The 26,890-nt window shown below is 36.4% G+C and carries 36 protein-coding genes; 27 read left to right on the top strand and 9 right to left on the bottom strand.

Features of this window, described 5'->3' with window-relative positions:
• Positions 1-135: 135 nt before the first annotated feature.
• Positions 136-672, top strand: coding sequence for a hypothetical protein (locus AC1Q51_RS08330; RefSeq protein WP_033695179.1), 537 nt, complete (start codon positions 136-138; stop codon positions 670-672).
• Positions 673-712: 40 nt separating this feature from the next.
• Here AC1Q51_RS08330 and AC1Q51_RS08325 read toward each other — a convergent pair whose 3' ends face one another.
• Entirely contained in the window at positions 713-1,096 is a 384-nt protein-coding gene (locus AC1Q51_RS08325) for a rhodanese-like domain-containing protein (RefSeq protein WP_000108653.1), read from the bottom strand.
• Positions 1,097-1,266: 170 nt separating this feature from the next.
• On the opposite strand from AC1Q51_RS08325, the gene AC1Q51_RS08320 reads away from it, so the two are divergent.
• Positions 1,267-2,103, top strand: coding sequence for a lipoate--protein ligase family protein (locus tag AC1Q51_RS08320; protein ID WP_000514076.1), 837 nt, complete (start codon positions 1,267-1,269; stop codon positions 2,101-2,103).
• A 28-nt stretch (positions 2,104-2,131) separates the two neighbouring features.
• Here AC1Q51_RS08320 and AC1Q51_RS08315 read toward each other — a convergent pair whose 3' ends face one another.
• The 3 genes from AC1Q51_RS08315 to AC1Q51_RS08305 all read right to left on the bottom strand — a co-directional run bounded on the left by AC1Q51_RS08315 (position 2,132) and on the right by AC1Q51_RS08305 (position 4,167).
• On the bottom strand, positions 2,132-2,971 hold the full coding sequence (locus AC1Q51_RS08315; protein ID WP_098250888.1) for a hypothetical protein: 840 nt from the start codon (positions 2,969-2,971) through the stop codon (positions 2,132-2,134).
• A gap of 201 nt (positions 2,972-3,172) precedes the next feature.
• Entirely contained in the window at positions 3,173-3,844 is a 672-nt protein-coding gene (locus tag AC1Q51_RS08310; protein ID WP_141541667.1) for a DUF1129 family protein, read from the bottom strand.
• A gap of 5 nt (positions 3,845-3,849) precedes the next feature.
• Positions 3,850-4,167: a PadR family transcriptional regulator gene (locus AC1Q51_RS08305; protein ID WP_000556083.1), complete on the bottom strand. Its 318-nt coding sequence runs from the start codon at positions 4,165-4,167 to the stop codon at positions 3,850-3,852.
• A gap of 157 nt (positions 4,168-4,324) precedes the next feature.
• Between AC1Q51_RS08305 and splB the strand changes: the two genes are divergently transcribed.
• From splB to AC1Q51_RS08290, 3 genes are all read left to right on the top strand, one after another.
• Positions 4,325-5,350 (top strand): spore photoproduct lyase, encoded by a 1,026-nt coding sequence (gene splB, locus AC1Q51_RS08300; protein WP_097925421.1) that lies wholly within the window; start codon positions 4,325-4,327, stop codon positions 5,348-5,350.
• A 144-nt stretch (positions 5,351-5,494) separates the two neighbouring features.
• Positions 5,495-5,923, top strand: coding sequence for a transcriptional regulator MntR (gene mntR / locus AC1Q51_RS08295; protein WP_001143080.1), 429 nt, complete (start codon positions 5,495-5,497; stop codon positions 5,921-5,923).
• A 54-nt stretch (positions 5,924-5,977) separates the two neighbouring features.
• The gene (locus AC1Q51_RS08290; RefSeq protein WP_033657528.1) at positions 5,978-6,640 is read left to right on the top strand and encodes an HAD family hydrolase; all 663 of its coding nucleotides are present in this window, start codon (positions 5,978-5,980) and stop codon (positions 6,638-6,640) included.
• Here AC1Q51_RS08290 and AC1Q51_RS08285 read toward each other — a convergent pair.
• Both AC1Q51_RS08285 and AC1Q51_RS08280 read right to left on the bottom strand, forming a co-directional pair.
• A complete protein-coding gene (locus AC1Q51_RS08285; RefSeq protein ID WP_001014464.1) occupies positions 6,637-7,038 on the bottom strand; it encodes an SA1362 family protein in 402 nt (133 codons plus the stop codon). The genes AC1Q51_RS08290 and AC1Q51_RS08285 overlap by 4 nt on opposite strands.
• A gap of 79 nt (positions 7,039-7,117) precedes the next feature.
• Positions 7,118-8,038 carry a DUF1385 domain-containing protein gene (locus AC1Q51_RS08280; RefSeq protein WP_000807120.1) on the bottom strand — a complete coding sequence of 307 codons (921 nt, stop codon included), beginning with the start codon at positions 8,036-8,038 and terminating at the stop codon, positions 7,118-7,120.
• 244 nt (positions 8,039-8,282) lie between these two features.
• Here AC1Q51_RS08280 and AC1Q51_RS08275 point away from each other — a divergent pair, with 244 nt between their 5' ends.
• From AC1Q51_RS08275 to efp, 4 genes are read left to right on the top strand one after another with little or no spacing between them, the layout of a single operon-like run.
• A complete protein-coding gene (locus AC1Q51_RS08275) occupies positions 8,283-8,771 on the top strand; it encodes a YqhR family membrane protein (protein WP_000076886.1) in 489 nt (162 codons plus the stop codon).
• A gap of 52 nt (positions 8,772-8,823) precedes the next feature.
• Complete coding sequence (gene aroQ / locus AC1Q51_RS08270; protein WP_000735140.1) at positions 8,824-9,264, top strand: type II 3-dehydroquinate dehydratase; 441 nt, start codon at positions 8,824-8,826, stop codon at positions 9,262-9,264.
• A 4-nt stretch (positions 9,265-9,268) separates the two neighbouring features.
• On the top strand, positions 9,269-10,330 hold the full coding sequence (gene pepQ, locus AC1Q51_RS08265) for a Xaa-Pro dipeptidase (RefSeq protein WP_000411057.1): 1,062 nt from the start codon (positions 9,269-9,271) through the stop codon (positions 10,328-10,330).
• Between the two features lie 21 nt (positions 10,331-10,351).
• Positions 10,352-10,909, top strand: coding sequence for an elongation factor P (efp, locus tag AC1Q51_RS08260; RefSeq protein WP_000626513.1), 558 nt, complete (start codon positions 10,352-10,354; stop codon positions 10,907-10,909).
• A 36-nt stretch (positions 10,910-10,945) separates the two neighbouring features.
• Here efp and AC1Q51_RS08255 read toward each other — a convergent pair whose 3' ends face one another.
• Together AC1Q51_RS08255 and AC1Q51_RS08250 are read right to left on the bottom strand one after the other, a co-directional pair.
• The gene (locus tag AC1Q51_RS08255; protein ID WP_078400973.1) at positions 10,946-11,266 is read right to left on the bottom strand and encodes a hypothetical protein; all 321 of its coding nucleotides are present in this window, start codon (positions 11,264-11,266) and stop codon (positions 10,946-10,948) included.
• Positions 11,247-11,825, bottom strand: a complete 579-nt coding sequence (locus AC1Q51_RS08250) for a GNAT family N-acetyltransferase (RefSeq protein ID WP_023522996.1) — start codon at positions 11,823-11,825, stop codon at positions 11,247-11,249. The genes AC1Q51_RS08255 and AC1Q51_RS08250 overlap by 20 nt, the downstream gene beginning before the upstream one ends.
• 191 nt (positions 11,826-12,016) lie before the next feature.
• Between AC1Q51_RS08250 and AC1Q51_RS08245 the strand changes: the two genes are divergently transcribed.
• The 9 genes from AC1Q51_RS08245 to AC1Q51_RS08205 are packed head-to-tail and all read left to right on the top strand — an operon-like array spanning position 12,017 to position 17,526.
• The gene (locus AC1Q51_RS08245; RefSeq protein ID WP_000816050.1) at positions 12,017-12,298 is read left to right on the top strand and encodes a YqhV family protein; all 282 of its coding nucleotides are present in this window, start codon (positions 12,017-12,019) and stop codon (positions 12,296-12,298) included.
• 27 nt (positions 12,299-12,325) lie between these two features.
• Positions 12,326-13,252 (top strand): stage III sporulation protein AA, encoded by a 927-nt coding sequence (spoIIIAA, locus tag AC1Q51_RS08240; protein WP_000665907.1) that lies wholly within the window; start codon positions 12,326-12,328, stop codon positions 13,250-13,252.
• Entirely contained in the window at positions 13,246-13,761 is a 516-nt protein-coding gene (gene spoIIIAB / locus AC1Q51_RS08235; RefSeq protein WP_000238703.1) for a stage III sporulation protein SpoIIIAB, read from the top strand. Before spoIIIAA ends, spoIIIAB begins: the two co-directional genes overlap by 7 nt.
• Before the next feature lie 14 nt (positions 13,762-13,775).
• On the top strand, positions 13,776-13,979 hold the full coding sequence (gene spoIIIAC, locus AC1Q51_RS08230; protein WP_000020914.1) for a stage III sporulation protein AC: 204 nt from the start codon (positions 13,776-13,778) through the stop codon (positions 13,977-13,979).
• A 23-nt stretch (positions 13,980-14,002) separates the two neighbouring features.
• Positions 14,003-14,386: a stage III sporulation protein AD gene (spoIIIAD, locus tag AC1Q51_RS08225; protein ID WP_077393170.1), complete on the top strand. Its 384-nt coding sequence runs from the start codon at positions 14,003-14,005 to the stop codon at positions 14,384-14,386.
• Positions 14,387-14,396: 10 nt separating this feature from the next.
• Positions 14,397-15,569 (top strand): stage III sporulation protein AE, encoded by a 1,173-nt coding sequence (gene spoIIIAE, locus AC1Q51_RS08220; RefSeq protein WP_000946113.1) that lies wholly within the window; start codon positions 14,397-14,399, stop codon positions 15,567-15,569.
• Between the two features lie 12 nt (positions 15,570-15,581).
• Positions 15,582-16,214: a stage III sporulation protein AF gene (gene spoIIIAF, locus AC1Q51_RS08215; protein WP_001161037.1), complete on the top strand. Its 633-nt coding sequence runs from the start codon at positions 15,582-15,584 to the stop codon at positions 16,212-16,214.
• Positions 16,204-16,866: a stage III sporulation protein AG gene (gene spoIIIAG, locus AC1Q51_RS08210; RefSeq protein ID WP_000368890.1), complete on the top strand. Its 663-nt coding sequence runs from the start codon at positions 16,204-16,206 to the stop codon at positions 16,864-16,866. The genes spoIIIAF and spoIIIAG overlap by 11 nt, the downstream gene beginning before the upstream one ends.
• Before the next feature lie 15 nt (positions 16,867-16,881).
• Positions 16,882-17,526 (top strand): SpoIIIAH-like family protein, encoded by a 645-nt coding sequence (locus AC1Q51_RS08205; RefSeq protein ID WP_000914710.1) that lies wholly within the window; start codon positions 16,882-16,884, stop codon positions 17,524-17,526.
• Between the two features lie 113 nt (positions 17,527-17,639).
• Here the strand turns inward: AC1Q51_RS08205 and AC1Q51_RS08200 are convergent, their stop codons facing one another.
• Entirely contained in the window at positions 17,640-17,834 is a 195-nt protein-coding gene (locus AC1Q51_RS08200; RefSeq protein WP_002000935.1) for a hypothetical protein, read from the bottom strand.
• A gap of 469 nt (positions 17,835-18,303) precedes the next feature.
• On the opposite strand from AC1Q51_RS08200, the gene accB reads away from it, so the two are divergent.
• The 9 genes from accB (at position 18,304) to dxs (ending at position 26,889) form a co-directional block, all read left to right on the top strand.
• Positions 18,304-18,792 carry an acetyl-CoA carboxylase biotin carboxyl carrier protein gene (accB, locus tag AC1Q51_RS08195; protein WP_000472863.1) on the top strand — a complete coding sequence of 163 codons (489 nt, stop codon included), beginning with the start codon at positions 18,304-18,306 and terminating at the stop codon, positions 18,790-18,792.
• Positions 18,793-18,808: 16 nt separating this feature from the next.
• Positions 18,809-20,161, top strand: a complete 1,353-nt coding sequence (accC, locus tag AC1Q51_RS08190; protein ID WP_000592870.1) for an acetyl-CoA carboxylase biotin carboxylase subunit — start codon at positions 18,809-18,811, stop codon at positions 20,159-20,161.
• Between the two features lie 23 nt (positions 20,162-20,184).
• Positions 20,185-20,577: an Asp23/Gls24 family envelope stress response protein gene (locus tag AC1Q51_RS08185; protein WP_000807630.1), complete on the top strand. Its 393-nt coding sequence runs from the start codon at positions 20,185-20,187 to the stop codon at positions 20,575-20,577.
• A 346-nt stretch (positions 20,578-20,923) separates the two neighbouring features.
• On the top strand, positions 20,924-21,316 hold the full coding sequence (gene nusB, locus AC1Q51_RS08180; RefSeq protein WP_090977086.1) for a N utilization substance protein NusB: 393 nt from the start codon (positions 20,924-20,926) through the stop codon (positions 21,314-21,316).
• A 23-nt stretch (positions 21,317-21,339) separates the two neighbouring features.
• Entirely contained in the window at positions 21,340-22,200 is an 861-nt protein-coding gene (folD, locus tag AC1Q51_RS08175) for a bifunctional methylenetetrahydrofolate dehydrogenase/methenyltetrahydrofolate cyclohydrolase FolD (RefSeq protein WP_000226732.1), read from the top strand.
• Between the two features lie 26 nt (positions 22,201-22,226).
• Positions 22,227-23,585, top strand: a complete 1,359-nt coding sequence (gene xseA, locus AC1Q51_RS08170) for an exodeoxyribonuclease VII large subunit (RefSeq protein ID WP_492331462.1) — start codon at positions 22,227-22,229, stop codon at positions 23,583-23,585.
• Positions 23,575-23,805, top strand: a complete 231-nt coding sequence (gene xseB / locus AC1Q51_RS08165) for an exodeoxyribonuclease VII small subunit (RefSeq protein WP_000428423.1) — start codon at positions 23,575-23,577, stop codon at positions 23,803-23,805. The genes xseA and xseB overlap by 11 nt, the downstream gene beginning before the upstream one ends.
• On the top strand, positions 23,805-24,695 hold the full coding sequence (ispA, locus tag AC1Q51_RS08160; RefSeq protein WP_000150374.1) for a (2E,6E)-farnesyl diphosphate synthase: 891 nt from the start codon (positions 23,805-23,807) through the stop codon (positions 24,693-24,695). The genes xseB and ispA overlap by 1 nt, the downstream gene beginning before the upstream one ends.
• Positions 24,696-24,996: 301 nt before the next feature.
• Positions 24,997-26,889 carry a 1-deoxy-D-xylulose-5-phosphate synthase gene (dxs, locus tag AC1Q51_RS08155; protein WP_000366452.1) on the top strand — a complete coding sequence of 631 codons (1,893 nt, stop codon included), beginning with the start codon at positions 24,997-24,999 and terminating at the stop codon, positions 26,887-26,889.
• The last annotated feature ends 1 nt before the right edge of the window (position 26,890 follow it).

Genomic DNA, 26,890 nt, shown 5'->3' with positions numbered 1-26,890 from the left:
GTGAGAATAACGTGGAAAGTTTTCAAAGGTGGAGTTTGATGACAAAGCGAATATGAAGAGCATATCAACGCTTCGTTCGTTAAGAGAGCGGTATGAAAGGGCGGAAACAAATTGAAAAAAAGAATCATTTGTTTCGTGTTTTCTAGTTTTGTACTTAGTTCGTGTTCGTTTCAGCAAACGATGCAAGAAGAAAAACACTTTGTGGGAACAACAGGAGGAGCTATGGATCGTGTTACGGATCCTATTCCGCTAAAGGAACTTCCAAAATATTTTCCGGTGAAGTTTAAAGTTCCAACGTTTTTACCGTACGACATTACAAGTGATGTGAAGGGTGAAGTAAGAACGCTTGGGAAAAAGAACGCAGTCTTAACGATTAAATATAAACAGAAGGAGCCAGGTAGAAATGAGTATATTGAGTTAAATGTCGCGAACTTTCCTTATAGTTTTCCGGATCTTATGGAAGAGAAGCGATTTCAAGAACAAATGAAACTGAATAATGGAACGTCTGCTTATTTTAAAAATAAAGATGATTATGAACGTGGTGACGAATTTGCTACGCTTATATGGAAAGAGAAAGGAATTGAATATCAGCTGCTGTATCGGAATGTAGAAGAGAACGATGAAAAGGTAATCAAGCAGAATTTATTATACATTGCGAATAAGATGAAATGAAAAAACTAGCTGATTTATTCAGCTAGTTTTTTGTATGTTATTATTTCTTTTTAATTTTGCCTGTCCAAGATTTAAATCCACCTTGTAATTGGTAGAAATCTTTGTAGCCTTGTTTTTTTAAGTATTGCGCTGCACGACCTGTACGGAATCCGCTTTGGCAATATAAGTAAACAGGTTGATCTTGACGAAGTTCTTTATGGCGAAGGCGAATTTGTGATAACGGAATGTTACGTGCACCTAAAATATGCCCTGCGTTATATTCGTCTGCTTCACGAATATCGATAAGCTGTGCTTTACGGTAGCCAGCGCGAAATTCTTCTTCTGTAAGAGTTTTAATTAATTTTTTCTGATAGAAGTACATCCATACAGTGTAGCCGATAAATGCTACGATTACGGCTAATAAAATAATCCAAGTTGTTGACACGATTCTATCGCTCCCTTTTTTCTTATCCTACTTTCAATATTATAATGCCCATATGTATTTATGCAACAGATTCATTTGCATATAAGAAGAAATTTCGTATTCTTTCACAAATTTTGTCGAATTTGGTAGACTAGAGAATGTGAAAAATAATTGGTTATATGAGGTGCAGGATGGGAAAAGAAAAATGGTGTTATATTAACTCTGGTCAATGTTCACCGGCATTTAATATGGCGTTAGATGAATGTTTGTTAAATTGGCAAAGTGAAAAGAAAATGCCACCAACAATTCGTTTTTATGAATGGGAAGTACCAACATTAACAGTTGGATATTTTCAACGTGTTGAGAAAGATATTAATATGGATGTAGTTAACGAAAAAAAATATGGATTCGTTCGTCGTCAAACAGGCGGCAGGGGTGTACTACATGACAAAGAGTTAACGTATAGTGTTATTGTGTCTGAAGATCATCCGAATATGCCGAAAACAGTTACAGAAGCATATCGTGTTATTTCGCAAGGCTTATTAGATGGTTTTAAGGCATTAGGGTTAGAAGCATATTATGCAGTTCCAAAAACAGAAGCAGATCGTGAAAATTTGAAAAATCCACGTTCAGGTGTATGTTTTGATGCACCATCTTGGTATGAAATTGTAGTGGAAGGAAGAAAAATTGCTGGTAGTGCTCAAACACGTCAAAAAGGTGTTATTTTACAGCATGGATCGATTCCATTAGAAATTGATTTAGATGAACTATATGATCTATTTTTATTCCCAAATGAACGTGTGAAGGAACGTATGAAGAGTATGTTCTCTTCTAAAGCAGTAGCAATTAATGAATTAACAGACCGTACATTTACGATAGAACAGTTAATTAAAGCGTTTGAAATTGGGTTTGAAAAAGGATTGGATGTAGAACTTGTTCCATATGAATTAACAGAAGAACAGTTACATGAAGTTCAAACGTTAGCGAAAGAAAAGTATGAAAGTAATGAGTGGAATTATAAAAAATAAGAGATGGCAATTGCCATCTCTTATTTTTTTATAGTAAATTAAGTACTTTTTCTACTTTGATTCCTTTATCTTGTAAAGAACGAAGACGACTTACAACGTCCATAATTTCTTTATCAAATGTAACGCTAATACCTTGGCTTTGTAGTTCTTCTTTTAAGCCTTCAATAGAATCATCTATGTCGATGCCAAGCTCGTAATCTTGACAAACTTCAATTGTCTTTTTCACGAGTTTAACATAATTTTCTTGTAGTTTTGAATTTGTTTCAGTCAAAGCAGGCTGCTTCGGTTTTGCAGGCGCAACCGGTGCAGACTCTTGCTTTGTAACTGGAGTTGGTACTGCTTTTTTCACAGGTGCTGGAGTAGATAATTCCATAGCAGCTTCTACACTTACTGGCTTCGGTGTTGGTACCGGAGTAGGTTTAGGTGCTGCAGGTGTTTCTACTCGCGTAACAGGTTTTGGAGCAGGTGTAACTGCTTTTGGCGCTTCTACAACTACTTCTTTTTTCGGAGTAGCTTCTACAACAGTTTCTTCTTGCTCGGCAGCTTCTTTATTTTCTTTACTCCACATAACGCGTTCAATTTCTAGAGAAACATTGTTTTTGTTCATCGCTGTTAATGTAACTTTACCAACTTCAGCGTTTCCAGTGAAATCAACAATTTTATAAATAACACTCTTGTTCCAATCCACGTTTCCGCTCAAAAATAATTCTTCGTTACATTTCGGCGTTAAGCCCTCGATTTTAATTTCTGCGTTTACACCGTTTTCACTATATACCATAATTAGCGAAGCATTTACATCTTCGTCTGCTAACATTAGTTCACGTACCATTTTGCCGGTGCGTACTTGCGTTTTCTTCTTAACTGACATCTAATTTCTCCTCTCAAAAATTCAGTAATAATAAAAAAATCGTATAACGAAAAATAATTGCTCACGAAGATTTATGATACCGATAATAAAAGCATCACGTCAACAATTAACTTTAATTATTTTGCATTTTTCTTATTTTCTTTATGAAATTTTTCAATTTGTAAAATTAGACAGAAGAAAAAACAGCCTTTTGAAGGGCTGTTAAAAATTTGATTTTCTATATAGTAATTTATATAAAATAAAAAATAAGATAGCAATTAAAGCATTTTGCCAAAAGTTTAGATGATAAATGAGATAAGGTTGCTTTTGGAAATAAATATTTAAGAATACAGCGGAACAAAATGGAGTAGCAAATGCGAATCCAAATAGAATTCTTCTTTTCCAATTCATTTTCTGATCAAAGGAGTAACGCTTTAATAAATATAAAATAAATAGTATACCTAGTATAATTATTGAAACAGACAAAGTAGTTCCAAGGATGCTAAAAGGCGGACTTGATAATATATTGTTTTTTTCAAAGAGAAACATAAAAAATGAAACAATTGCATTGATTCCAAACTGTATAGCAAGAAGTAAGCTAATAGAAAATCCAATTAAAGAAGTTTTTTCTAACTTTGTTTGGGTTGGTAAAGCTGATATAAGTTCATCGCAATAAGATTGTAAATCATTACCGAAAATGTCGTAAGCACTTTTATTTTCTGCTTGTGCTTCGATAAGATGATCTAATATTTCTAGTAAAAGCTCCTCCATTTGTTGCTGAGGTACGTTTGATATTCGAAGATATACTAACATATCACCATAAGCAGCTTCGTTTTCGGAAGTTAGAAGCTCACGTTTTGTATTATTCAATTCAACCATGTCTTGGGCATTCATCCCTATCACTCCCCCTGTAATAAGTTATTTACCGTAGTTGAAACCATTCCCCAGCTTTGTTTAAATTCTTCAAGCTGCTCTAATCCTTTATCGGTTACGTGATAATATTTTCGTTTTGGACCGAGTGAGGAGGCTTTTAATGTTCCTTCAATCAATTTTTCTTTTTGCATACGTAACAATAACGGATATATGCTTCCTTCGCTTACGAATGTAAATCCGTGTTTATTTAATTTTGTGCTCAGTTCATATCCGTACACTTCTTCTTGTGAAATGATGTATAGGATGCAACCTTCGAGCACACCTTTTAACATTTGGCTGTGCATGATTTCACCACCTTTTACTCAGGTAACTTGCGTTGCAAGGTAGTTGTTATCCAAATTATAACATTCAGTAACTTGCAACGCAAGTTACTGAAGTTGAAAACTTTAATGCGTGTTAATTTTTCAACGTTTCCCATACTAACGAGAGGGAGGGAAGCACATGAAACCATTTATGCCAAAACTCGTTTACTTTGAACCAAAGGCACTTGAATATCCGCTTGGAAAAGAGCTTTATGAGAAGTTTACGAAGATGGGATTAGAAATTCGTGAAACGACATCACATAATCAAATTAGAAATTTGCCAGGAGAAAATGATTTGCAAAAGTATCGTAATGCAAAAGCGACGCTTGTCGTTGGGGTGAGGAAGACATTAAAGTTTGATACATCAAAACCGTCAGCTGAATATGCAATTCCGCTTGCAACAGGGTGTATGGGACATTGTCATTATTGCTATTTGCAAACGACACTTGGGAGTAAGCCTTACGTTCGCGTGTATGTGAATCTTGATGAAATATTTGAGAAAGCAAAGCAATATATGGATGAGAGAGCACCTGAAATCACAAGGTTTGAAGCTGCTTGTACATCAGATATCGTTGGGATTGATCATTTAACACATGCATTAAAGCGGGCGATCGAATTTATTGGAGAAAGTGAGCATGGGCGTTTACGTTTCGTTACGAAATATTCGCACGTTGATCATTTATTAGATGCAAAACATAACGGGAAAACTCGTTTCAGGTTTAGTATAAATTCACGATATGTAATTAAAAATTTTGAACCAGGGACATCGCCATTTGAGGAGCGAATTGAGGCGGCACGTAAAGTAGCAGGTGCAGGTTATCCACTTGGTTTTATAGTCGCGCCACTTTATATGCATGAAGGATGGGAAGAAGGATATCGTGAACTATTTGAGCGACTGTACAATGCGCTGAAAGATATGACGATACCAAATTTAACGTTTGAATTAATTCAGCATCGTTTTACGAAACCAGCGAAAAAGGTTATTCAAGAGCGTTATCCAAATACGAAGCTTGAAATGGATGAAGAGAAGCGAAAGTATAAATGGGGACGATATGGAATTGGGAAATATGTATATAAAAAAGATGATGCAGAAGTATTGGAGGAAACGATTCGAGGATATATTCATCACTTTTTTCCTGACGCAGAAATTCAATATTTTACATGAAAGGAACTTGTATTTGAATACAGGTTCTTTTCACTTTTGCAGATTTAGGCTCGTTTCCACCTTGTCACGTTATTCTTTCTGGTGTATCATTTTATTGATTGCTTCGTACGGAATAAGCAAAATGAAATTGGATGGAGGAAACCGATGCCTACCCCTAGTATGGAAGATTATATTGAACAAATTTATTTGTTGATTGATGAAAAGGGTTATGCCCGTGTATCTGATATTGCTGAAGCGCTTAGTGTACATCCATCCTCTGTAACAAAAATGGTACAAAAATTAGACAAAGACGAATATCTAATTTATGAAAAATATAGAGGGCTTGTATTAACATCAAAAGGTAAAAAAATCGGGGAACGTCTCGTATATCGACATGAATTGTTAGAACAGTTTATGCGCATTATCGGTGTGGATGAAAGCAAAATTTATAATGATGTAGAAGGAATTGAACATCATTTAAGTTGGGAATCAATTGACCGTATCGGTGATTTAGTACAATACTTTGAACAAGATGAGGTTCGAGTGGAAACACTTCGTGGTGTTCAAAAAGCAAATGAAGAGAAAAGTAATTAAGGGGAACGGATGGCGTTTCCTTTTTTATTTCAATTCGAAAAGGATGGGAGAATTATGAAAGCAATTATTTTTGATTTTGATGGATTAATTGTGGACACAGAAACGATATGGTTTCACTCTTTCAGAGATGCTGTTCGTGAATACGGCGGGGAACTACCTTTAGAGGAATTTGCGAAATGCATTGGAACAACAGATGAGGTGCTTTTTGCATATTTAAATGATCAATTAAAAGAGAAGTTTAACAAAAGTGTATTAAAAGAAAAAGTGGCAACTTTACATAAGGAGAAAATGAAAATACCAGAAGCTCGTGACGGAGTAAAAGAATATTTAGAAGAAGCGAAAGAAATGGGATTAAAAATCGCACTAGCTTCTAGTTCGTCTAGAGAATGGGTTATTCATTTTTTAGAAGAGCTACAGATTCGAGAATATTTTGAAGTAATTAAAACGAGAGAAGATGTTGAGAAGGTAAAACCAGATCCAGCTCTTTATCGAGTTGCAATAGAAGAATTAGGAATTAAGCCATCTGAAGCTGTTGTATTTGAAGATTCATTAAATGGATTGAGAGCAGCAGTTGCAGCGGGATTAACATGCGTTGTTGTACCTAATGATGTGACACGGAATTTATTATTTGAAAATCATCATCTTCGAATTGAAAGTATGAGAGAGAAAAGTTTAAAAGAAGTGCTTCAAAGTATAAAAAAAGACCGTATTTCCTAAAAGGAAGCACGGTCTTTCTTTTTGCTTTTTTTGCCTTCAATGACAGTTAAATGAGACTGTTTTCTTTTTCGTTTCAAAGTGGAAGAATTCCCTTTTTTACTTTTGTCATTAGAAGTATTTGACTTAAGGAAAGAATTGCCTAGGGGTGCTACATTTTGTTTCCCATGTTTGCGGTTCGATTGTTTTGCCGCACGCTTATATGAGCTTTGCGAATTTGCAGAACCACTGGAATTTGTAAACATCTTGTATAGCAAGTAAAAGATACCGACAACAAGTAACATGTACCCGATATTTCTTAATACACCCATGGGATTTGTAATAACAGATGAAACAAGGCCGAATATTGCCAATCCAATAATAAGCACAAATATAGCGAAAGTAAACGAACGACCGTTCATAAGGGACACCTCCTAAAAACGTATATTAAAATTAGTATATTAACGATGAGGAAAGGAGTTGAACACCATTTTTAAATAATTATTGTTTGTTCTCTAAACGTAATAATTCTTCAAACGATGCAATTGCTACTTCCACTTGGTCATCTGTTGGTTCTTTCGTTGTTAATAGTTGTAGCCATAACCCAGGATATCCAAGTACGCGTAATACGGGAATATCTCTTAATCGATTTGTAAATTGCAATACTTCAAAAGAAATACCAAGTACAACTGGAATTAATAAAATTCGGTTTATAACTCGTGCCCAAAGAGGATCTGTAGGGACTAGGAAATAAACGAACATTCCAATAATGACTGTAAATATAATAAAGCTACTGCCGCATCTATAATGGAGGCGAGTTTGCTTTTGAACGTTTTCTACAGTCAGAGGAAGGTTATTCTCATAAGCATTGATTACCTTATGCTCTGCACCGTGATACTGAAATACCCGCTTAATAAGTGGGGTTAAAGAAATAAAGTATATATAGCTCAATAATAGCATGAGCTTAATGACACTTTCGACAATGATTTGCCCAGTATGAGATGGGAAAATCGGTCTCGTTAATTCAGCTAATAGTGCAGGAACTGCTGTGAAGATGACTTTACCGAATATGAAAGATAAAACGCCAACAGCTGCAACTCCTAATACCATCGTTAATTTTGATTGTTCTTCTTTTTTATTTGCAATTTGTTCATCATCTTCTGGGTGGACGTCAAATCGTTCTGAAGCGAAGTTTAAATGCTTTGCTCCATTCGCACTTGCATCCACAATAGCGGCAATACCTCGTAAAAATGGAATTTTTTTTAGGATAGATAATACTTTATTACGAACGCGTGGTAATCGATAAAATTCAATCGATTTATCTTTACGACGAACCGCTGTAACAGTATATTCTCTACCGCCAAACATAACTCCTTCTATGACCGCTTGCCCGCCATATATTTGTTTTGACTCTTCTGCCATGTTAACACCAACCTGTATTTGTTTCTCTCTTATGTAGAAAAAGAGGCAATTGTCATACTGGGTTCTGTCGTTTTGAAATAAGACAATCACCGAGTTTCCTTTATTTTATCGGCAAATACAAGTAGATGACAAGGGAAAATGTTATGAGAGTCGGACATTTCTTATTCTTTTTATAGACAAATTTCGCAGGATTTAAACATGCTTCAAAATAGTTTCGGGCATACTATTGAGCGGAGGTGTCGATGTGAGTCAAGAACAATTAGGAACAAGGAATTTTGTACAAATCGGTTTGTTTGGTGGAATCTTTTGGGGCGGGATATGGTATTTCCTTCATATATTTTCATTCACGGAGGCGGGACCGAATTATTTCCTTTTACCATTTGCGTTTGGAAGTTGGAAGGAAGGTGTATGGGGGAATGTGTCAGGAATAGTTTGTATGGGACTTCTTTCAATTTTGATTGCCTTTTTGTATAAAGCATTTTTTGCGAAGTTTGAAGGGATTATTGCGGGAATTATTTATGGATTATTTTGGTGGGCATTACTGTTTTTGGGGATGGGTTTAATGGCTCCTGTTATTAAAAGTGCGCTCCATTTACCAAAAGAGACAATTGTAACGACAATATGTATTTTTATATTGTATGGTGTGTTTATAGCATATTCTGTTTCTTACGCAGTAAATAGCAATAAAGTAGAGCAAGAAGGGCGAGAGAAGACGAACTATTCAAATAAGTAACTCCTATGTTAAAATATTGTATAGATATTTAATATTAAGGAGTTTTAAGAATATGAAAAAGTTACTCCTCGTAAACGGTCCTAACCTAAATCGCCTCGGTGTTCGTGAGGTAAATGTATATGGAAAGGGCACGCTAGCGACACTTGAAGCAGATATGAAGCAAGAAGCGGAAACAATGGGAGTGGAGTTAGAATGTTTCCAATCGAATCATGAAGGTGCCATTATCGACATTATTCATGAAGCGGAAGATATATATGAAGGGATCATTTTAAACCCGGGAGCATTTACGCATTATAGCTATGCGATTCGTGATGCCATTGCGAGCATTTCGATTCCTGTTATTGAAGTACATATTTCTAACATTCATCAGCGTGAATCGTTCCGTCACGAATCTGTGACGGCAGCTGTTTGTGCAGGACAAATTGTTGGATTTGGTTTTTATGGCTATAAGTTAGCGTTATTTGCATTAATGGAGAAATTGAGGGAGGCATAAAGTAATGGAGAAAATTGAAAGATTACGAAGTGCATTTGGTGAGGCTGGCATTGACGGTATTTTGTTAACAAATGAACATAGTCGTAGATATATGGCTAACTTCACAGGAACAGCAGGTGTAGTTCTTATTTCAAAAGATCGTGCGCAATTTATTACAGATTTCCGTTACGTCGAGCAGGCAAGTAAACAAGCGGTTGGATATGAGATTGTACAGCACGCAGGATTAATCATTGATGAAGTGGCAAAGCAAGTGAAAGAGCTTGGAATTCAAAAGCTTGGTTTTGAGCAAGATACTCTTACATATAGTTCTTATTCAGCGCATAAGGAAGCGATTGATGCTGAATTTATCCCAACTTCTGGACTTGTAGAAAAGTTACGCTTGATAAAGACTGATTCAGAGATTAAGATATTAAAGGAAGCTGCACAGATTGCAGATGCTGCCTTTGAGCATATTCTATCATTCATTCGCCCGGGAGTATCTGAAATTGAAGTGTCAAATGAACTTGAATTTTTCATGAGAAAACAAGGAGCAACATCTTCTTCGTTTGATATTATCGTTGCTTCAGGTCTTCGTTCGGCATTACCGCACGGCGTGGCATCTGAAAAAGTGATAGAAACAGGAGATTTCGTTACATTAGACTTCGGCGCTTATTACAAAGGATATTGCTCTGATATTACTCGTACGATTGCAGTCGGTGAACCATCTGATAAATTAAAAGAAATTTATAATATCGTTTTAGAAGCACAACTACGTGGTGTGAACGGTATTAAAGCTGGTTTAACAGGTCGCGAGGCTGATGCGCTAACGCGTGATTACATAACGGAAAAAGGATATGGTGAATACTTTGGACACTCTACTGGTCATGGAATAGGTCTTGAAATCCATGAAGCACCAGGTTTAGCGTTCCGTTCTGATACAGTACTTGAACCCGGTATGGCTGTAACAGTAGAACCAGGTATTTATATTCCAGGTATTGGCGGCGTACGTATTGAAGATGATATCATTGTGACAAGTGAAGGTAATGAAGTAATTACGAAATCACCAAAAGAACTTATTATTTTGTAATACACAGGAGGATTTTTTTACATGATTTCAGTAAACGATTTTCGTACAGGTTTAACAATTTCAGTGGACAATGCCCTTTGGCAAGTACTTGATTTCCAACACGTAAAGCCAGGTAAAGGTGCTGCATTCGTTCGTTCTAAACTACGTAACATTCGCACAGGATCTGTTCAGGAGAAAACATTCCGTGCAGGTGAGAAAGTAGAAAAAGCACACATCGAAAACCGTCGTATGCAATATTTATACGCAAGTGGTGAGGCTCACGTATTTATGGATAACGGAACTTATGAGCAAATCGAGCTTGGTGAAAAACAAATCGAGCGCGAGCTTAAATTCCTAAAAGAAAACATGGAAGTAGCAATCATGACTTACCAAGGCGAAGTACTTGGTGTTGAACTTCCAAACACAGTTGAATTACAAGTTACAGAAACAGAGCCTGGTATTAAAGGTGATACTGCTTCTAACGTAACAAAACCAGCTACATTAGAAACTGGTCTTGTTGTACAAGTACCAATCTTCATTAACGAAGGCGAAATGCTTATCATCAACACTGGTGAAGGTAAATACGTTTCTCGTGCATAGTAGAAAAGCACTCGTGATAATTCACGAGTGCTTTTTTTATAGGAAATAGGGTATATAGTAAATAGCTGTTATAATAAAACTGACTAAAACAAGTGAAAGAGTACCCATAATAGATGGAGTCAAAACAATTTGAAATGGTTTTATTTCCCCAGTCTCAACACCAGTTAATGTTTTACTTATTGCGTGATCTGTAATGTTATTTCTATGGTTACTCATAATAATTAACCACATAATTGCAAATATTGCTAAACTACCAAGGAAAAATGTCTCTATAAATGACCAACCGACCAATAAGGAAAAAAGATAAATAAGAGCTAATTCTACTACAACGGTTAAACTAATTTTCAATGTCTTCATATTTTTCCCCCTCATTCTGTAATCTCAACCAGTTTAAAAAATTTTCACGTGACACGACATGCAAAGAGCAAGTTGACTTTACTTCTTTCTCTAGTGCAGCGTATTCGTCTGGAAACTTGTTTTCCACATGCAATGAAATATAAGGTAGTTTTTCTTGTGCTTTTAACGAGCGGGTATTATTCGTTTTAGCACCAGCAAATACGTAGGAAAGTTGTAAGTCTAAAAAGGCGATTTTAAAGATTTCTTTTTTAGCAGCCTCGTTATAGCCTTTTCCCCAGTACGGATAGCCGAGCCAACTACCAATGTGAGATTGCTTCTTCTCATCATTAATATGTTTAAGTGTGGTGAGGCCAATTATTTCATTCTCTTCATTCACAATCATTCTCGATAAGGATTTCTTTTGATGTTCTTCTTCTATTGCGAAAAGAAGAAATGCTTTTGTGTCTTCGATGTTTTCTACCGTTATCCCTAATGCATTTTTTATATGTGGATCACTTGATAGCTCGAAAATCACATTTGTATAGCGTAAATCGAGTGGTAATAAAGTAACGTGCTGCATGGTTTATACCCCTTTTAAACTAAATGTACCATAATATACCATAAAGTAATATGAATATTCAGATTCTAATTCGGGCTTTAGAGAAAAATTATGTTTTTACTTCTGAAATAGACAACCTCTGCATATGGTTGTACAAATATATTCTTTTTAAGAATACGAAGTTAGTAACTGTTACGGGAGAAGGTGGAAGAATGAAACAGTGGCTAGCGGCAATGGAAACATCCGTGCTTGTTATGGGAGCACTTCGATTATTTTCAGGTAGTGCGGAGATATTTGCTGCTTTGCTTATGCTTTATGTGAATGATGCGAAGAAAGCGTTGTTTATAAATGGTATGTTAGCGTTTGTTGGACCTACCGTATTAATTTTAACAATGACAATTGGGATAGCGAGTGTAGCAAGTGAAATTTCTTTCTTGAAGCTCTTTTTTCTAGCGCTTGGAATTTGCTGTATTTTTATCGCATTACTGAAATAGTAAGTCGAGTATAGTGGGGAGAAGCCGATGAAAGAGGTATTAGAAGTTTTACCAAAAACGATGAAGTATTTAATTGAAGAATGTAAGCAATACGATGCTTTAGAGGAAATTCGTGTTCGAATTGGAAGACCGCTAGAGTGTATTGCACACGGAAAGGTGTTTTTTTATGACTATATCACTACTGCAGAGGATGCTATTTACTTACTGAATAAGTTAAGTCAATTCTCAATTTATACGATGGAAGAGGAATTAAAACGTGGGTATGTGACACTTCGCGGGGGGCATAGAATCGGATTAGCGGGAAAAGTCATTACAGAAAAAAGCGCAGTGAAAATGATTCGTGATGTCTCTTCCTTTAATATTCGTATTGCTCGTCAAAAAATAGGGATTGCTGAACCGCTTTTGCCATATTTGTATGAAAAAAGATGGTTAAACACGATGGTAATTGGCCCTCCGCAAACGGGAAAAACGACACTTTTAAGAGATGTAGCTCGTTGCATGAGTCAAGGAGTAAGTGCTTCGGAAATTCCTTCTTGTAAAGTGGGGATCGTTGATGAACGGTCAGAAATTGCTGGCTGTGTGAAAGGGATCCCGCAATATGATTTTGGTACCCGAGTCGATGTGTTAGACGCGTGTCCAAAGGCAGAAGGAATGATGATGATGATTCGTTCTATGAGTCCTGATATTTTGATCGTAGATGAAATTGGCCGTAAAGAAGATAGTGAAGCAATTATGGAGGCAGTGCATGCAGGTGTTCAGCTTTTTATAAGTGCACACGGATTTTCCTATGAGGATGTTGTGAGACGTCCATCGCTAAAGGCAGTGCTAGAGCTTGGTATATTTGATAGGTTTGTGGAGTTGTCAAAAGCAAGGGGTCCAGGAACGGTTATGCAGGTGAAAGATAAATATGGAAAACCAGTGCTATCAAGTAGAAAGGCTGAGGGCGTATGGTGAAAATATTCGGTGCAGTGTTAATCGTTGCGGTCAGCACCTTTTTCGGGTTTTCATACGCTAAAAGATATAGTGAGAGGCCGAGGCAACTTAGATTATTAAAATCAGCACTTCAATCATTAGAAGCAGAAATTATGTATGGACACACACCTTTATCTGAGGCTGCCGAGCGATTAGTTAAACAAATGCCAAAGCCATTAAATTGGATATTTCAAAGTTTCGCCAGAAGACTACAAAGCGGGGAACAAACAGTAAGAGAAGCGTGGATAGATAGTTTGAAAGAGAACTGGAAGTTAACCGCATTTCAACAAACTGAGTATGAAATACTGCAGCAATTTGGTGAAACGCTCGGGCAACATGATCGTGAATCACAACAAAAACATATTCGCTTATGTATTACACATTTGGAGAGAGAAGAAGGAGAAGCGAAAGCACTACAACTGCAATACGAAAAAATGATTAAGAGCTTAGGGGTACTAGCAGGGCTACTTATTGTAATTTTACTGCTATAGGGGGGAGAAAGGCGATGTCCATTGATGTTGGATTAATATTTCAAATCGCCGGAATCGGCATTGTTTTAGCTTTCATTCATACTGTACTAAAAGAATTAAAGCGGGAGGATATTGCAAATTGGGTTATCCTTGTCGGTTTTGTCGTCATTTTATTTCATGTTGCATTTTTAATTAACACGCTATTTGACAAGATTAAAAGTGTCTTTCTCTTCCAGTAAAGGAGGCGGTTCGAATCGAAATTATACAAATTGTCGGATTAGGCCTCGTTGCTACGTTTTTAGCTGCTGTTTTGAATCAGCATAAATCTAGTATTACATCTTTATTTATTGTGTTCGTAGGTAGCGTGATGTTTCTTATTTTAATCGATCAAATTCATTCTATTTTACAAATGATTGAGAGAGTAGCAAGTGAAGCGAAAGTTAGTAACGTCTACGTGGAAACGTTACTAAAGATTATTGGAATTGCTTATATTGCTGAGTTTGGAGCCCAAATTACAAAAGATGCTGGTCAAGGTGCCATCGCTTCGAAAATTGAACTTGCTGGGAAAATCTTAATTCTCGTTATGGCGATTCCTATTTTGACGGTTGTAATTGAAACTATTCTCGGATTTTTACCGACGGGATAAGGGGGAGTGAATGTTGAGGAGGTTTGGAGCTAAGCTGCTATTTGCTTGCTTCCTTTTCTTTTCTTTACCGGTTGTTGTACAAGCTTCTCCTGTAGAAACAAACGTCGTTGATCAACAATTGGATAAGCTCGGAATTGAAGATGTGAAGCAATTTTGGGACGGGCTTGTTACAAAATATGGAGGCTATTTGCCAGAGAGTCAAAAAGGGAGCTTTATGGAGTTTGTAAAGGGAGAAAAAGAATTCTCTCTAAAAGAGTGGATGATAGGGTTATTAAAATATTTATTTCATGAGCTTGCTGCTAATGGAAAACTGCTTGGCACACTTATTATGCTCACAATCTTTAGTGCATTGTTGCAATCACTGCAATCCGCTTTTTCAAAAAGTAGCGTAAGTAAAATTGCTGATGCTGTTGTGTATATGGTACTTATTATTTTTGCTTTAAATAGTTTTTATGTCGTTATGACATATGCAAGAGAAACGATACAAACAATGGTAGATTTCATATTAGCGTTATTGCCAATTTTGCTGGCGCTTATAGCAACTGGGGGCGGGGTTGTATCTGTATCATTTTTTCATCCGGTTATCATTTTCTTAATGAATACGAGTGGGCTTCTTATGAATTATATCGTTCTACCACTTTTATTACTGGCAACGATATTAAGTATTGTAAGTACAATGAGTGATCAATATAAAGTGACGAAATTATCCAAGCTTCTGCAAAACGTTAGCGTAGGGATTATCGGTGTCTTTTTAACAATTTTTTTAGGAGTATTATCTGTACAAGGGACAGCAACAGCTGTTGCTGATGGAATAGCTGTGAAAACTGCTAAATTTGTAACAGGAAACTTCATTCCAGTAGTTGGAAGGATGTTTACAGAAGCGGCAGATACTGTTATTAGCGCATCAGGATTATTGAAAAACACAGTCGGAATTATTGGGCTCGTCATTTTATGCTTAATTGTTGCTTTTCCAGCGATTCAAATTTTCTGTATTGCATTTATTTATAAATTCGCAGCAGCAGTATTGCAACCGGTTGGCGGCGGAGCAATTATTCAATGTTTAGACATTATTGGACGAAGCATCATTTACGTATTTGCTTGCTTAGCTATCGTATCATTTATGTTCTTTTTAAGTATTACAATTATTATTGCTGCGGGGAATATTACACTTATGATGCGGTAGGAGGTGAAGAGTATGCAATTTGTTACAGAGTGGATCAGAAATATTATCGTTTTTTTGCTCTTAGCAACAATGCTTCATCTTATTCTTCCAAATTCGAATTTGCAAAAATACGTTAAATTCGTTGTAAGTCTTTTGTTAGTCGTATTAATTTTAACGCCCCTTTTTAAACTATTGCAGACAGATGTAAATGAAGTAATTGCAAATTTTAATGAAGAAAAGTACGTAGCAGAAGGATCTGTAAAAAATTCAATAGATTCGAAGAAAAAAGAAATACAAGCTCTAACACGTGCATATAGTTTAGAAGAGATGGCTACCAAAATGAAAAAAGAAGTAGGAAAAGAGTTTGAGAAAAAGTATGGTATGACTGTCTCTGAAATACAAATAGTCGCAGCAGAAAATACAGAAGAAGTAAAGTCAGCGAAAGATATTCAATCTGTTGTTGTGACGTTGAAAGAAAAAGAACGTAGTAAAAATGATGCAATCGAAACAGTAAAGCCAATTGAAATTAACACGAAAGAGCCTCCAAAAAAAGTGGAAGAAACGAATGTAGAAATGAAAGATTTCTTTTCAAGCAGATGGCAACTAGAGGGTAAACAAATCCAAGTTCAAATGGAAGGGAGGACAGGTAGAGTAAATGGACAATAAAGATAAAAATTCGAAGTTCTCATTTTTTCGAAACTTATTGAATGGGGATCAAAAAGAAAGCAACGAGAAGGGTAAAAAGGTAACACCTAAGTTTTTACTTGTCCTACTCATACTTGGAATTTTGCTTATGTTTTCTAGTAGTCTCTTTTCAAGTAAAAAAGAAGAAGTACCTGTATTTAAAGAACAAAAAACTCAAAATCAAGAAAAAGACGTACCAACTTTCGGACAAAAAAGTAATGATAGTATGTCAAATGTAGAAAAATATGAAAAAGCGTATGAACAAGAATTAAAAACTGCTTTAGAAGAAATAGCAGGAGTAAAAGACGTAACGATTAAAGTGAATTTAGATTCATCTGAAGAAAAAATTTTAGAAAAAAATACAGTGAAACGCTCACAAACAACAGGTGAAACAGATAAAACAGGCGGTAAGAGAGAAGTAGAGGACGAGTCTCTTGATGAAAAGACTGTCATTATACGTGAAGGGGATAAAGAAACTCCTGTTGTTTTACGAACAGAGAAGCCGAAAGTACGTGGTGTTCTTGTCGTAGCAAAGGGAGTGGATAATATACAAGTTAAAGCAATGGTAAAAGAAGCTGTGATAAGGCTGCTAGATGTACCGGCCCATCGCGTTTCAGTTTCACCGAAAAATTGATAGGGAGGAAATAAAGTGTTAAAAAAACAAACAGTTTGGTTATTAACGATGTTAAGTTTAGTTGTTGTACTATCTGTGTATTACGTGACAACTCCTGACAAAATGAATACAGCATCGCCGGCAACAGGTGAAAAGATTGGACAAGAAAAACAAGGTACTGATAAAGCAGTAACAAACGAAGCGCCTAAAGAAACTCCGAAAAAAGAAAATACAAGCAAGGAAACAACAAATAAAGAAACAGACAAAAAAGAAAATGCAAAAAAAGAAACAAGTAAAAAAGAGGGCAATGTATCAGTTCAATCAAGTGATGAGAATTTCACAGCTTTACGTATGCAAATGGAAGATCAGCGTAGTGAACAAAAAGCAAAATTACAAGAAGTGATGAGTTCAACAAAAGCTTCAGCAACAGAAAAGAATAAAGCAAAAGAAAATTTTGATGCCATTACGACAATGGAAACGAAGCAAGAATTACTTGAGACAGTAATTAAATCTCAAGGAGGATATCCAGATGCTCTTGTAAGAGCTGATGGTACTGACATTAGAGTAACGGTTAAAGCGGCAAAACATTCACAGAAAGAAGCAAATAAAATTATTCAACTTGTAAGAAGTGAAGGCGGATCAAAAGATGTAGGTGTGAAATTTGATCCACCAGCGAAATAAGTGAAACTTTAATCCGCAGGGATTTCCCTGCGGATTATTATCTTTTACTAAGCAAAGGGTATGCAAATAGTAAAATAGAGTATGTAAGTAAACGTGTGAATAGAAAAAAGCTATCATTTTCGATAGCTTTTTTCTATTTCGTCTTTGTAGTTATTTTTACTATGTTCAACTCGGAATGGAGAAACACGTTGCGAGTAAAAGATTAATGGTTCATGGTACTGATGATTACTTTTTCCGGATTTGACGTGGATGCAAAGAACACATGCCCAAACGATTACAGCAGGTAAAAAGAGAATGAGCCATATCATATTTCCACACCTCGACACAATATATTTTCTACACTTTGAACATACTATTCTTATATGAAGGAATGATGAACGGCGTGTAAACAAAAAAATAATATTTGGTAAAAATATGTTATTGACTATAGGTGTAGTGAAGAGTGGAGAGGGAATGGCATGTTTGCTGTGTAACGTTTTGCTAAAGTAGTGAATGTTTTTTAAGAAGTGGTCTTGCCAATTTCATGTGAAACTTGGTATTATTACTAGGTATTAAATTTTTATTGGAATAATATTTTTACAGGAGTTTCGATTTATTATAAAGAAATATAAATTGGAATGTTTAAAAAATTTATCGTAAGATGGAAATAGTAAATATTTCTATTAGTTAATGAAATATATTTTCTAATAGAATACATCGTATTTTTACAGTCAATCTAGTTTTCGTGACGAGAATCTGTAAAAACGGGACAAACAAGAGTATGGGAGTGGATTTTACATGTTTAAAATTCAAGAAGTTCGTGAATTAATTAAATTAATTGATAGCTCTAATATTGATGAATTTGAATACAAAAAAGACGGTACAACAATCAAAATGAAAAAGCGTGGTAATGAAGTTGTTGCTGTGCAAGCACCTGCAGCAAAACAAGCTATGCAACCAGTAGCGCCTGTTGAAGTTGAAACGACAGTAGCAGCAGCGCAAGCAGAAGCGCCAAAACAAGAAGAGAAGAAAACTGTTCAAGATGAAAACCTACATAAGATCACCTCACCAATGGTAGGTACATTCTATTCTTCTTCTTCACCTGATACACCTCCATATGTAAGTGTTGGGGATAGAGTATCGAAAGATTCTATCGTATGTATTGTCGAGGCTATGAAGTTATTTAACGAAATTGATGCTGATGTAGAGGGCGAAATTGTTGAAATTCTTGTTAATAACGGACAGCTTGTTGAGTATGGACAACCGCTATTTCTTGTAAAAGCGTAATAAGGGAGTCTTTGTGATGATAAAAAAAGTATTAATAGCCAATCGTGGGGAAATTGCTGTACGAATTATTCGTGCTTGTAAAGAAATGGATATTGAAACAGTTGCAATTTATTCAGAAGCAGATAAAGAGTCACTTCACGTACAGATTGCAGACGAGGCGTATTGTGTAGGACCAACGATTTCGAAAGAAAGCTATTTAAATTTGACGAACATTATTAGCGTTGCGAAGTTAACAGGCTGCGATGCTATTCATCCGGGATACGGATTTTTAGCAGAGAATGCAGATTTCGCAGAGTTATGCCGTGAATGTAACTTGATTTTTATCGGTCCAAGTCCAGAAGCTATTTCAAAGATGGGCACAAAAGACGTTGCTCGTGATACAATGAAAGAAGCAGGGGTTCCGATTGTACCAGGTTCACAAGGGATTATTAAAAATACCGAAGAAGCGATCGAGCTTGCTAATCAAATTGGATATCCAGTTATTATTAAAGCGACTGCAGGTGGTGGCGGAAAAGGTATTCGTGTTGCACGCCATGAAGAAGAGCTTATAAAAGGAATTCAAATTACACAGCAAGAAGCTAGTACCGCTTTTGGGAACCCTGGTGTATACTTAGAAAAGTACGTTGAAGATTTCCGCCATGTTGAGATTCAAATAATGGCAGATACACACGGAAATGCCATTCATTTAGGAGAGCGTGATTGTACAATTCAGCGCCGTTTGCAAAAACTATTAGAAGAAAGTCCATCACCTGCACTTGATGAAGATATTCGCAAGCAGATGGGTGAAGCGGCAGTTAAAGCGGCGGTAGCGGTTGATTATACAGGTGCTGGTACGGTTGAGTTTATTTATGAATATAAAACGAAAACCTTTTATTTCATGGAGATGAATACGAGAATTCAGGTTGAGCATCCGGTTACTGAAATGGTAACGGGAATGGACTTAATTAAAGAACAAATTCTTGTTGCTTCAGGAGAAAAGTTATCGTTACAGCAAGAAGAAGTACAATTTAATGGTTGGGCAATTGAATGTCGAATTAATGCGGAAAACCCTGCCAAAAAATTTATGCCATCTCCAGGTAAAGTAGAAATGTACTTACCACCAGGAGGATTTGGTATTCGCGTCGATTCAGCTGTATATCCGGGATATTCAATCCCACCTTTCTATGATTCGATGGTTGCTAAATTAATTGTTCACGGAAAAACACGTGAAGAGGCAATTGCAAAAATGAAGCGCGCACTTAGTGAATTTGTCATTGAAGGCGTACATACAACAATCCCGTTCCATTTGCAATTGCTAGATCATCCTGATTTTGTAAAAGGTGAGTTTAATACGAAATTTTTGGAAGAGCATGAACTTGTGACGCAGTGATACATTAAAGGAGGTTTTTTTTCATGGCTGAACATATGTTAGATATGGGTCAAGATACAACTCTTGGTAAAGTAGAAATTGCACCAGAAGTAATTGAAGTAATTGCAGGTATTGCAGCTGCTGAAGTAGAAGGTGTAGCGGCAATGCGCGGTAATTTTGCTACAGATGTTGTTGAGAAGTTAGGTAAGAAAAATCATGGTAAAGGTGTAAAGGTTGAATTAGCAAACGAAGATATTATCGTTGACCTTTATGTTGTAATGTATTTTGGTGTAGCAATTCCAGTTGTTGCACAAAAGATTCAAGACAATATTCGCCAAGCACTCTTTACGATGACAGGACTTGAGCCAAAAGAAGTGAATGTTCACATCGTTGGCGTAACATTCGAAACACAAAAAACAGAAATCGAACCAGTGTAAGAATGAAAAGGTGCCTAGTAACATAGGCATCTTTTTTATCGTTTCATTTCTTCACAAATTACAACCCTCTAATTATTATACTATTTCAAAAAATAAGAAATAAACAAGAAAATGTGTTGTTTTTCCAAAAAACGTACATTGTGATAAGATATGGAACTTGAAGTTAATCTTTTTATTATTTTTCAGCCTTGTAACCCGTGTGTGAAACGATAAATTGTGTTATTATCATTGTATTATAAGGTTGGAAAATCAATGAAAACTGTAAGAGTAAGTGAATTGACGGCTTATAAATTATAATAATATAACAAAGTATAAGGAAAGACTTGAAGCATAAAGGAGAGTTACAATGAAACGTAGGACGGCTAGAGAAAGAGCAATGCAAGCATTATACCAAATGGATATTACAGGTGAATTAGAACCGATAGTAGCAGTGGAAAACACGCTAGATGAAGGCGAAGAAACAAATGAGTTTCTAGAGTCACTTGTAGTAGGTTTTGTAGAAAATAAAGAAGCAATCGATGAAGCGATTCGTCAAAACTTAAAAAAGTGGAAGCTTGAGCGTATTAGCATTGTTGATCGCAGTATTTTACGTGTAGCTGTGTATGAAATGAAATACATGGAAGAAATTCCACACAACGTAACAATTAACGAAGCAATTGAAATTGCTAAAACATTTGGGGATGAGGAATCTCGTCGTTTTATTAACGGCGTTTTATCTAATATAAAAGATACACTGTAAATTCTTTAAGGGGGAATCTTAAAATGGTAGCAGTAATCATCAAAGGAAATGAAGTTGCGGAGAAAAAACGAGCACAATTAACAGAAGAAGTTGTGAAGTTGAAAGAGCAAGGTATTGTACCAGGGTTAGCAGTTATTTTAGTTGGAGAAGATCCAGCATCTCGTTCTTATGTGAAAGGAAAAGAAAAAGGCTGTGAACAAGTAGGGATTTACTCAGAGCTAATTGAACTTCCTGAAACAATTACTGAGGAACGTTTGCTTGCTGAAATCGATCGCTTAAATGGCGATGACCGTATTAATGGCATATTGGTGCAATTACCTTTACCAAAACATATTGAAGAAAAAGCTATCATTGAAAGAATTTCACCAGAAAAGGATGTAGACGGATTTCACCCAATCAGCGTGGGACGTATGATGACGGGACAAGATACATTCCTTCCATGTACACCGCATGGTATTGTAGAATTAGTAAAAGAAACAAATCTTGATATTTCTGGAAAACATGTAGTAGTAATTGGAAGAAGTAATATTGTCGGTAAACCAGTGGGGCAATTGTTTTTAAATGAAAATGCAACTGTCACATATTGTCATTCTAAGACGCAAAATATGAAAGAGTTATCGAAGTTAGCTGATATTTTAATCGTAGCTGTTGGACGACCTAAAATGATAACAGCGGATTATATTAAAGAAGGAGCGGTTGTAATTGACGTTGGTGTTAACCGTTTAGAAACAGGAAAACTTTGTGGTGATGTTGACTTTGACAACGTGTTAGATGTTGCGGGTTACATTACACCTGTGCCAAAGGGTGTTGGTCCAATGACAATCACAATGCTTCTTCATAATACTGTTGAATCTGCCAAACGTGCAGGTGTCGTTTGTAAATAATTTGAGTCGGCTATGAGGAGAGAGAAATGGAGAAGCAATATTTAACCGTTACAGCGTTAACACGCTATATAAAAACAAAAATAGAATATGATCCGCATTTGCAGTCTGTTTGGTTAAAAGGTGAAATTTCCAACTTTAAAAATCATAGCCGTGGCCACATGTATTTTACATTGAAAGATGCAAATGCAAGAATCGCAGCGGTTATGTTTGCGGGTCATAATCGTAATATTAAATTCAAACCTGAAAATGGGATGAAGGTACTCGTGAAAGGGAAAATCTCTGTTTACGAGGCGAGTGGTTCTTATCAAATTTATATTCAAGACATGCAGCCTGACGGAATCGGAAATTTACATTTAGCGTACGAACAGTTAAAAGTTCGCTTAGAAGAAGAAGGACTTTTTTCTCAAGTTTATAAAAAAGCAATTCCTCCTTACGCTAAAACAATAGGTGTGATTACGTCGCCAACAGGAGCAGCGATTCGTGATATTATAACAACGATTAAACGTCGTTATCCAATTGGGAATGTTATTGTATTTCCGGTACTTGTACAAGGGGAGTCAGCGGCTCCCTCGATTGTACAAGCGATTCGTACAGCGAATGAAATGGGAGAGATAGATGTACTAATCGTTGGTCGTGGTGGAGGTTCTATTGAGGAATTATGGGCTTTCAATGAGGAAATGGTTGCAAGAGCAATCTTTAAGAGTGAAATTCCTATTATTTCGGCAGTAGGCCATGAAACGGACTTTACAATCGCAGATTTTGTTGCAGATTTACGCGCACCAACACCGACTGCAGCAGCTGAGCTAGCAGCACCTAATATTATAGAGTTACAAGAAAAGGTATTACAAAGAACTCTGAGATTGCAAAGAGCAATGAAAGAGTTAGTACATAAAAAAGAAGAAAAACTACAAGTGTTGCAAAAATCGTATGCGTTCCGTTATCCAAGACAAGTATATGAGCAAAAGGAAGAGCAATTAGATAGAGCGCTAGAACAGCTTGTTTTAGCGAAAGAGCGCTATATTGATAAAAAGGTGAATCAGTTAAAGCAACTTTCATTTTATTTAGAGAAGCACCACCCATCTCAAAAAATTATTCAAACGAAGGTAGCTGTTGAAACTTTGCAAAAGCAATTACAACGTGAAATGCAAACGTTACTTCAAACGAAAGAATTTGCCTTTGTAAGAGCTGCTCAAAAACTTGAAGCGTTAAGTCCGCTTAAAGTAATGATGAGAGGGTACGGGCTTGTATATGATGAAGAGAAGCAAGTGTTAAAAAGTGTGAAAGATGTAAGCCTTGGAGATGCTGTTTCAGTTCAATTACAAGATGGAATACTAGATTGTAGCGTATCAGGCATAGAGGAGCGTGAATTGAATAATGGAAAATAAATTAAGCTTTGAAGAGGCAATTTCGCAACTTGAGCATCTTGTTTCTAAGCTAGAACAAGGTGACGTACCTTTAGAAGAAGCGATTTCTTATTTTAAAGAGGGTATGGAATTATCTAAGCTTTGTGATGAGAAGTTGAAGAATGTACAAGAACAAATGGCAGTTATTCTTGGGGAAGATGGAGAGCTTGAACCGTTTACTGCTTTAGGAGATGAAGCATAGTGACGATTGCTTTTGATACTTTTTTGAAGGAAAGTAAAACTTTCGTAGAAGAGAAACTTGTAAGCTATGCAAATGAATTACAATGTCCAAATGTACTTCGTGAAGCGATGGCATATTCTTTAGAAGCGGGTGGAAAACGTCTCCGCCCGTTACTTTTGTTTGCAACATTACAAGCGTTTGGGAAAGAAAGAAATCTTGGAGTAGGTGCAGCTTGTGCTCTTGAAATGATTCATACATATTCGTTAGTTCATGACGATTTACCTTGTATGGATGATGATGATTTAAGAAGAGGAAAGCCCACAAATCACAAAGTATTTGGTGAAGCGATGGCAGTTTTAGCAGGAGATGGCTTATTGACGTATGCTTTTCAAGTTATTATGGCATATGAGCAAAAAGAAATTTCTGCAGAAAAAAAAGTAAGACTTGTACTTGAACTTGCAAAAGCAGCAGGACCAGAAGGAATGGTTGGCGGACAAGTGGCAGATATGGAAGCTGAAGGGAAACGCCTTACGATTGATGAATTGGAGTACATCCATAAACATAAGACCGGAAAACTGCTTGAATTTGCTGTACTTGCGGGTGCGATACTTTCTGATGCGACAGAAGAGCAAGAAGAAAAGTTGCTTACGTTTGCTAAATATATCGGTCTAGCTTTCCAAATTCGAGACGATATTTTAGATGTCGAAGGCACCGAAGAAGAGATTGGAAAACCGATTGGTAGCGATCTTTCTAATGAAAAGAGCACATATACGACGTTGTTTACTGTAGATAGAGCAAAGGATATTTTAGAAGAAACAATTGCAGAAGCAAAAGGTGCAATTAGCTCCTTGCAATTACAAGATGAATATTTACTATCTATTTGCGATTTGATTGCAAAACGTAATAACTAATATAACAGCGTTTTCATTTGTTGAGTCATTCATCATTTTATGATATAAATGTAGGAAAAGGTTTTTCTTTTCTTGTTATTGGCAAAAATATATGTAGATTACATTGCCGTTATCACTTCGTGTTAGCGGCTATTTTTTTCATCGCCTAAAGAAATATGGTTTATAATAGGATTAAGGCGCAATAGACTGGTTAATAGCGGGACAAGACGAAAAATAGAAAAGAGAATTTCTTGTTTTGTGTAAATGTTTTTTATAATATTTGACATGTTGACAGATTATGAAATGAAAGTGAGTGATCCATGTGGATCTAACGCAAATTCAAAACCCTAGTTTTTTGAAAGATATGTCTATCAGTGAACTAGAGGGATTGAGTGAGGATATTCGTAAGTTTTTAATTGAAGAGCTCTCTCAAACAGGTGGACATATTGCACCTAATTTAGGTGTAGTAGAACTCACAATTGCTCTGCACAAATTATTTGATAGCCCGCAAGATAAATTTTTATGGGATGTAGGACATCAATCCTATGTACATAAAATTTTAACTGGACGCGCGAAAGAGTTTGGTACATTAAGGCAATATCAAGGTCTATGTGGTTTCCCGAAACGTTGCGAGAGTGAGCATGATGTATGGGAAACTGGTCATAGCTCGACTTCGTTATCGGCTGCAATGGGAATGGCTCTGGCACGTGATTTAAAGAAAACGAAAGAATATGTTATACCAATTATTGGAGATGGTGCTTTAACAGGTGGAATGGCCTTAGAGGCATTGAACCATATTGGACATGAAAAAACAGACATGATTGTTATTTTGAATGATAATGAAATGTCAATTGCACCAAACGTTGGTGCGCTTCATAATGTACTCGGTCGTTTACGTACCGCAGGAAAATATCACTGGGTAAAAGATGAGTTAGAGTATATATTAAAGAAAATCCCAGCAGTTGGCGGGAAAGTGGCTGCGACAGCAGAGAAAATAAAAGATAGTCTTAAATATTTACTAGTATCTGGTGTCTTTTTCGAAGAGTTAGGCTTTACATATTTAGGTCCAGTCGATGGGCATGATTATGAAAAGTTATTCGAAACGTTGCAATATGCAAAGAAAACAAAAGGCCCAGTACTTGTTCACGTTATTACGAAAAAAGGAAAAGGTTATAAACCGGCTGAGAGTGACGTTATTGGAACTTGGCATGGAACAGGACCTTATAAAATTGAATCAGGTGACTTCGTTAAGCCAAAAGAAGTTGCACCAGCATGGAGTGCTGTCGTTAGTGAAACAGTACTTAAGCTAGCGAGAGCGGATGAGCGTATCGTAGCAATTACACCTGCAATGCCTGTTGGATCAAAACTTGAGAAATTCCAAAAAGAATTCCCAGATCGTATGATTGATGTAGGTATTGCAGAACAGCACGCTACAACAATGGCAGCAGGTATGGCAACGCAAGGAATGAAGCCATTCTTAGCAATTTATTCGACATTTTTACAAAGAGCATATGACCAAGTTGTTCATGATATATGCCGCCAAAATTTAAATGTTTTCATCGGAATAGATCGCTCGGGATTAGTAGGAGCAGATGGTGAAACGCATCAAGGCGTATTTGATATCTCATTCTTACGTCACTTGCCGAATATGGTGCTTATGATGCCGAAAGATGAAAATGAAGGGCAACATTTAGTTTATACGGCGATGCAATATGAAGATGGACCAATCGCATTGCGTTATGCTCGTGGTAATGGACTTGGCGTTCATATGGATGAAGAATTAAAGGCGATTCCAATCGGTACGTGGGAGACGTTAAAAGAGGGTACACAAGCAGCTATTTTAACGTTTGGTACGACAATACCAATGGCAATGGAAGCAGCTGAGCGTCTTGAAAAAGCTGGGGTTTCAGTGAAAGTAGTGAATGCTCGCTTTATTAAACCAATGGATGAAGCATATTTACATGATCTTCTAGGGAAGAATATACCGATTTTAACGATTGAAGAAGCTTGTTTAATCGGTGGTTTTGGAACAGGAGTAGTTGAATTTGCATCTGAAAATGGTTACCATAGTGCATTAGTTGAACGAATGGGTATTCCAGACCGCTTCATAGAGCACGGAAGTGTAACAAAATTATTAGAAGAAATTGGTTTAACGACAGATGCTGTTGTAGACCGTATTCATACAATGATTCCATCAAAACAAAAAAGGGCGTAAC

The sequence above is a fragment of the Bacillus sp. MT94 genome, from assembly GCF_058792475.1.
The sequence above is the reverse complement of the archived record's forward strand: the minus strand, read 5'-3'. Positions and strand labels throughout refer to the sequence as shown.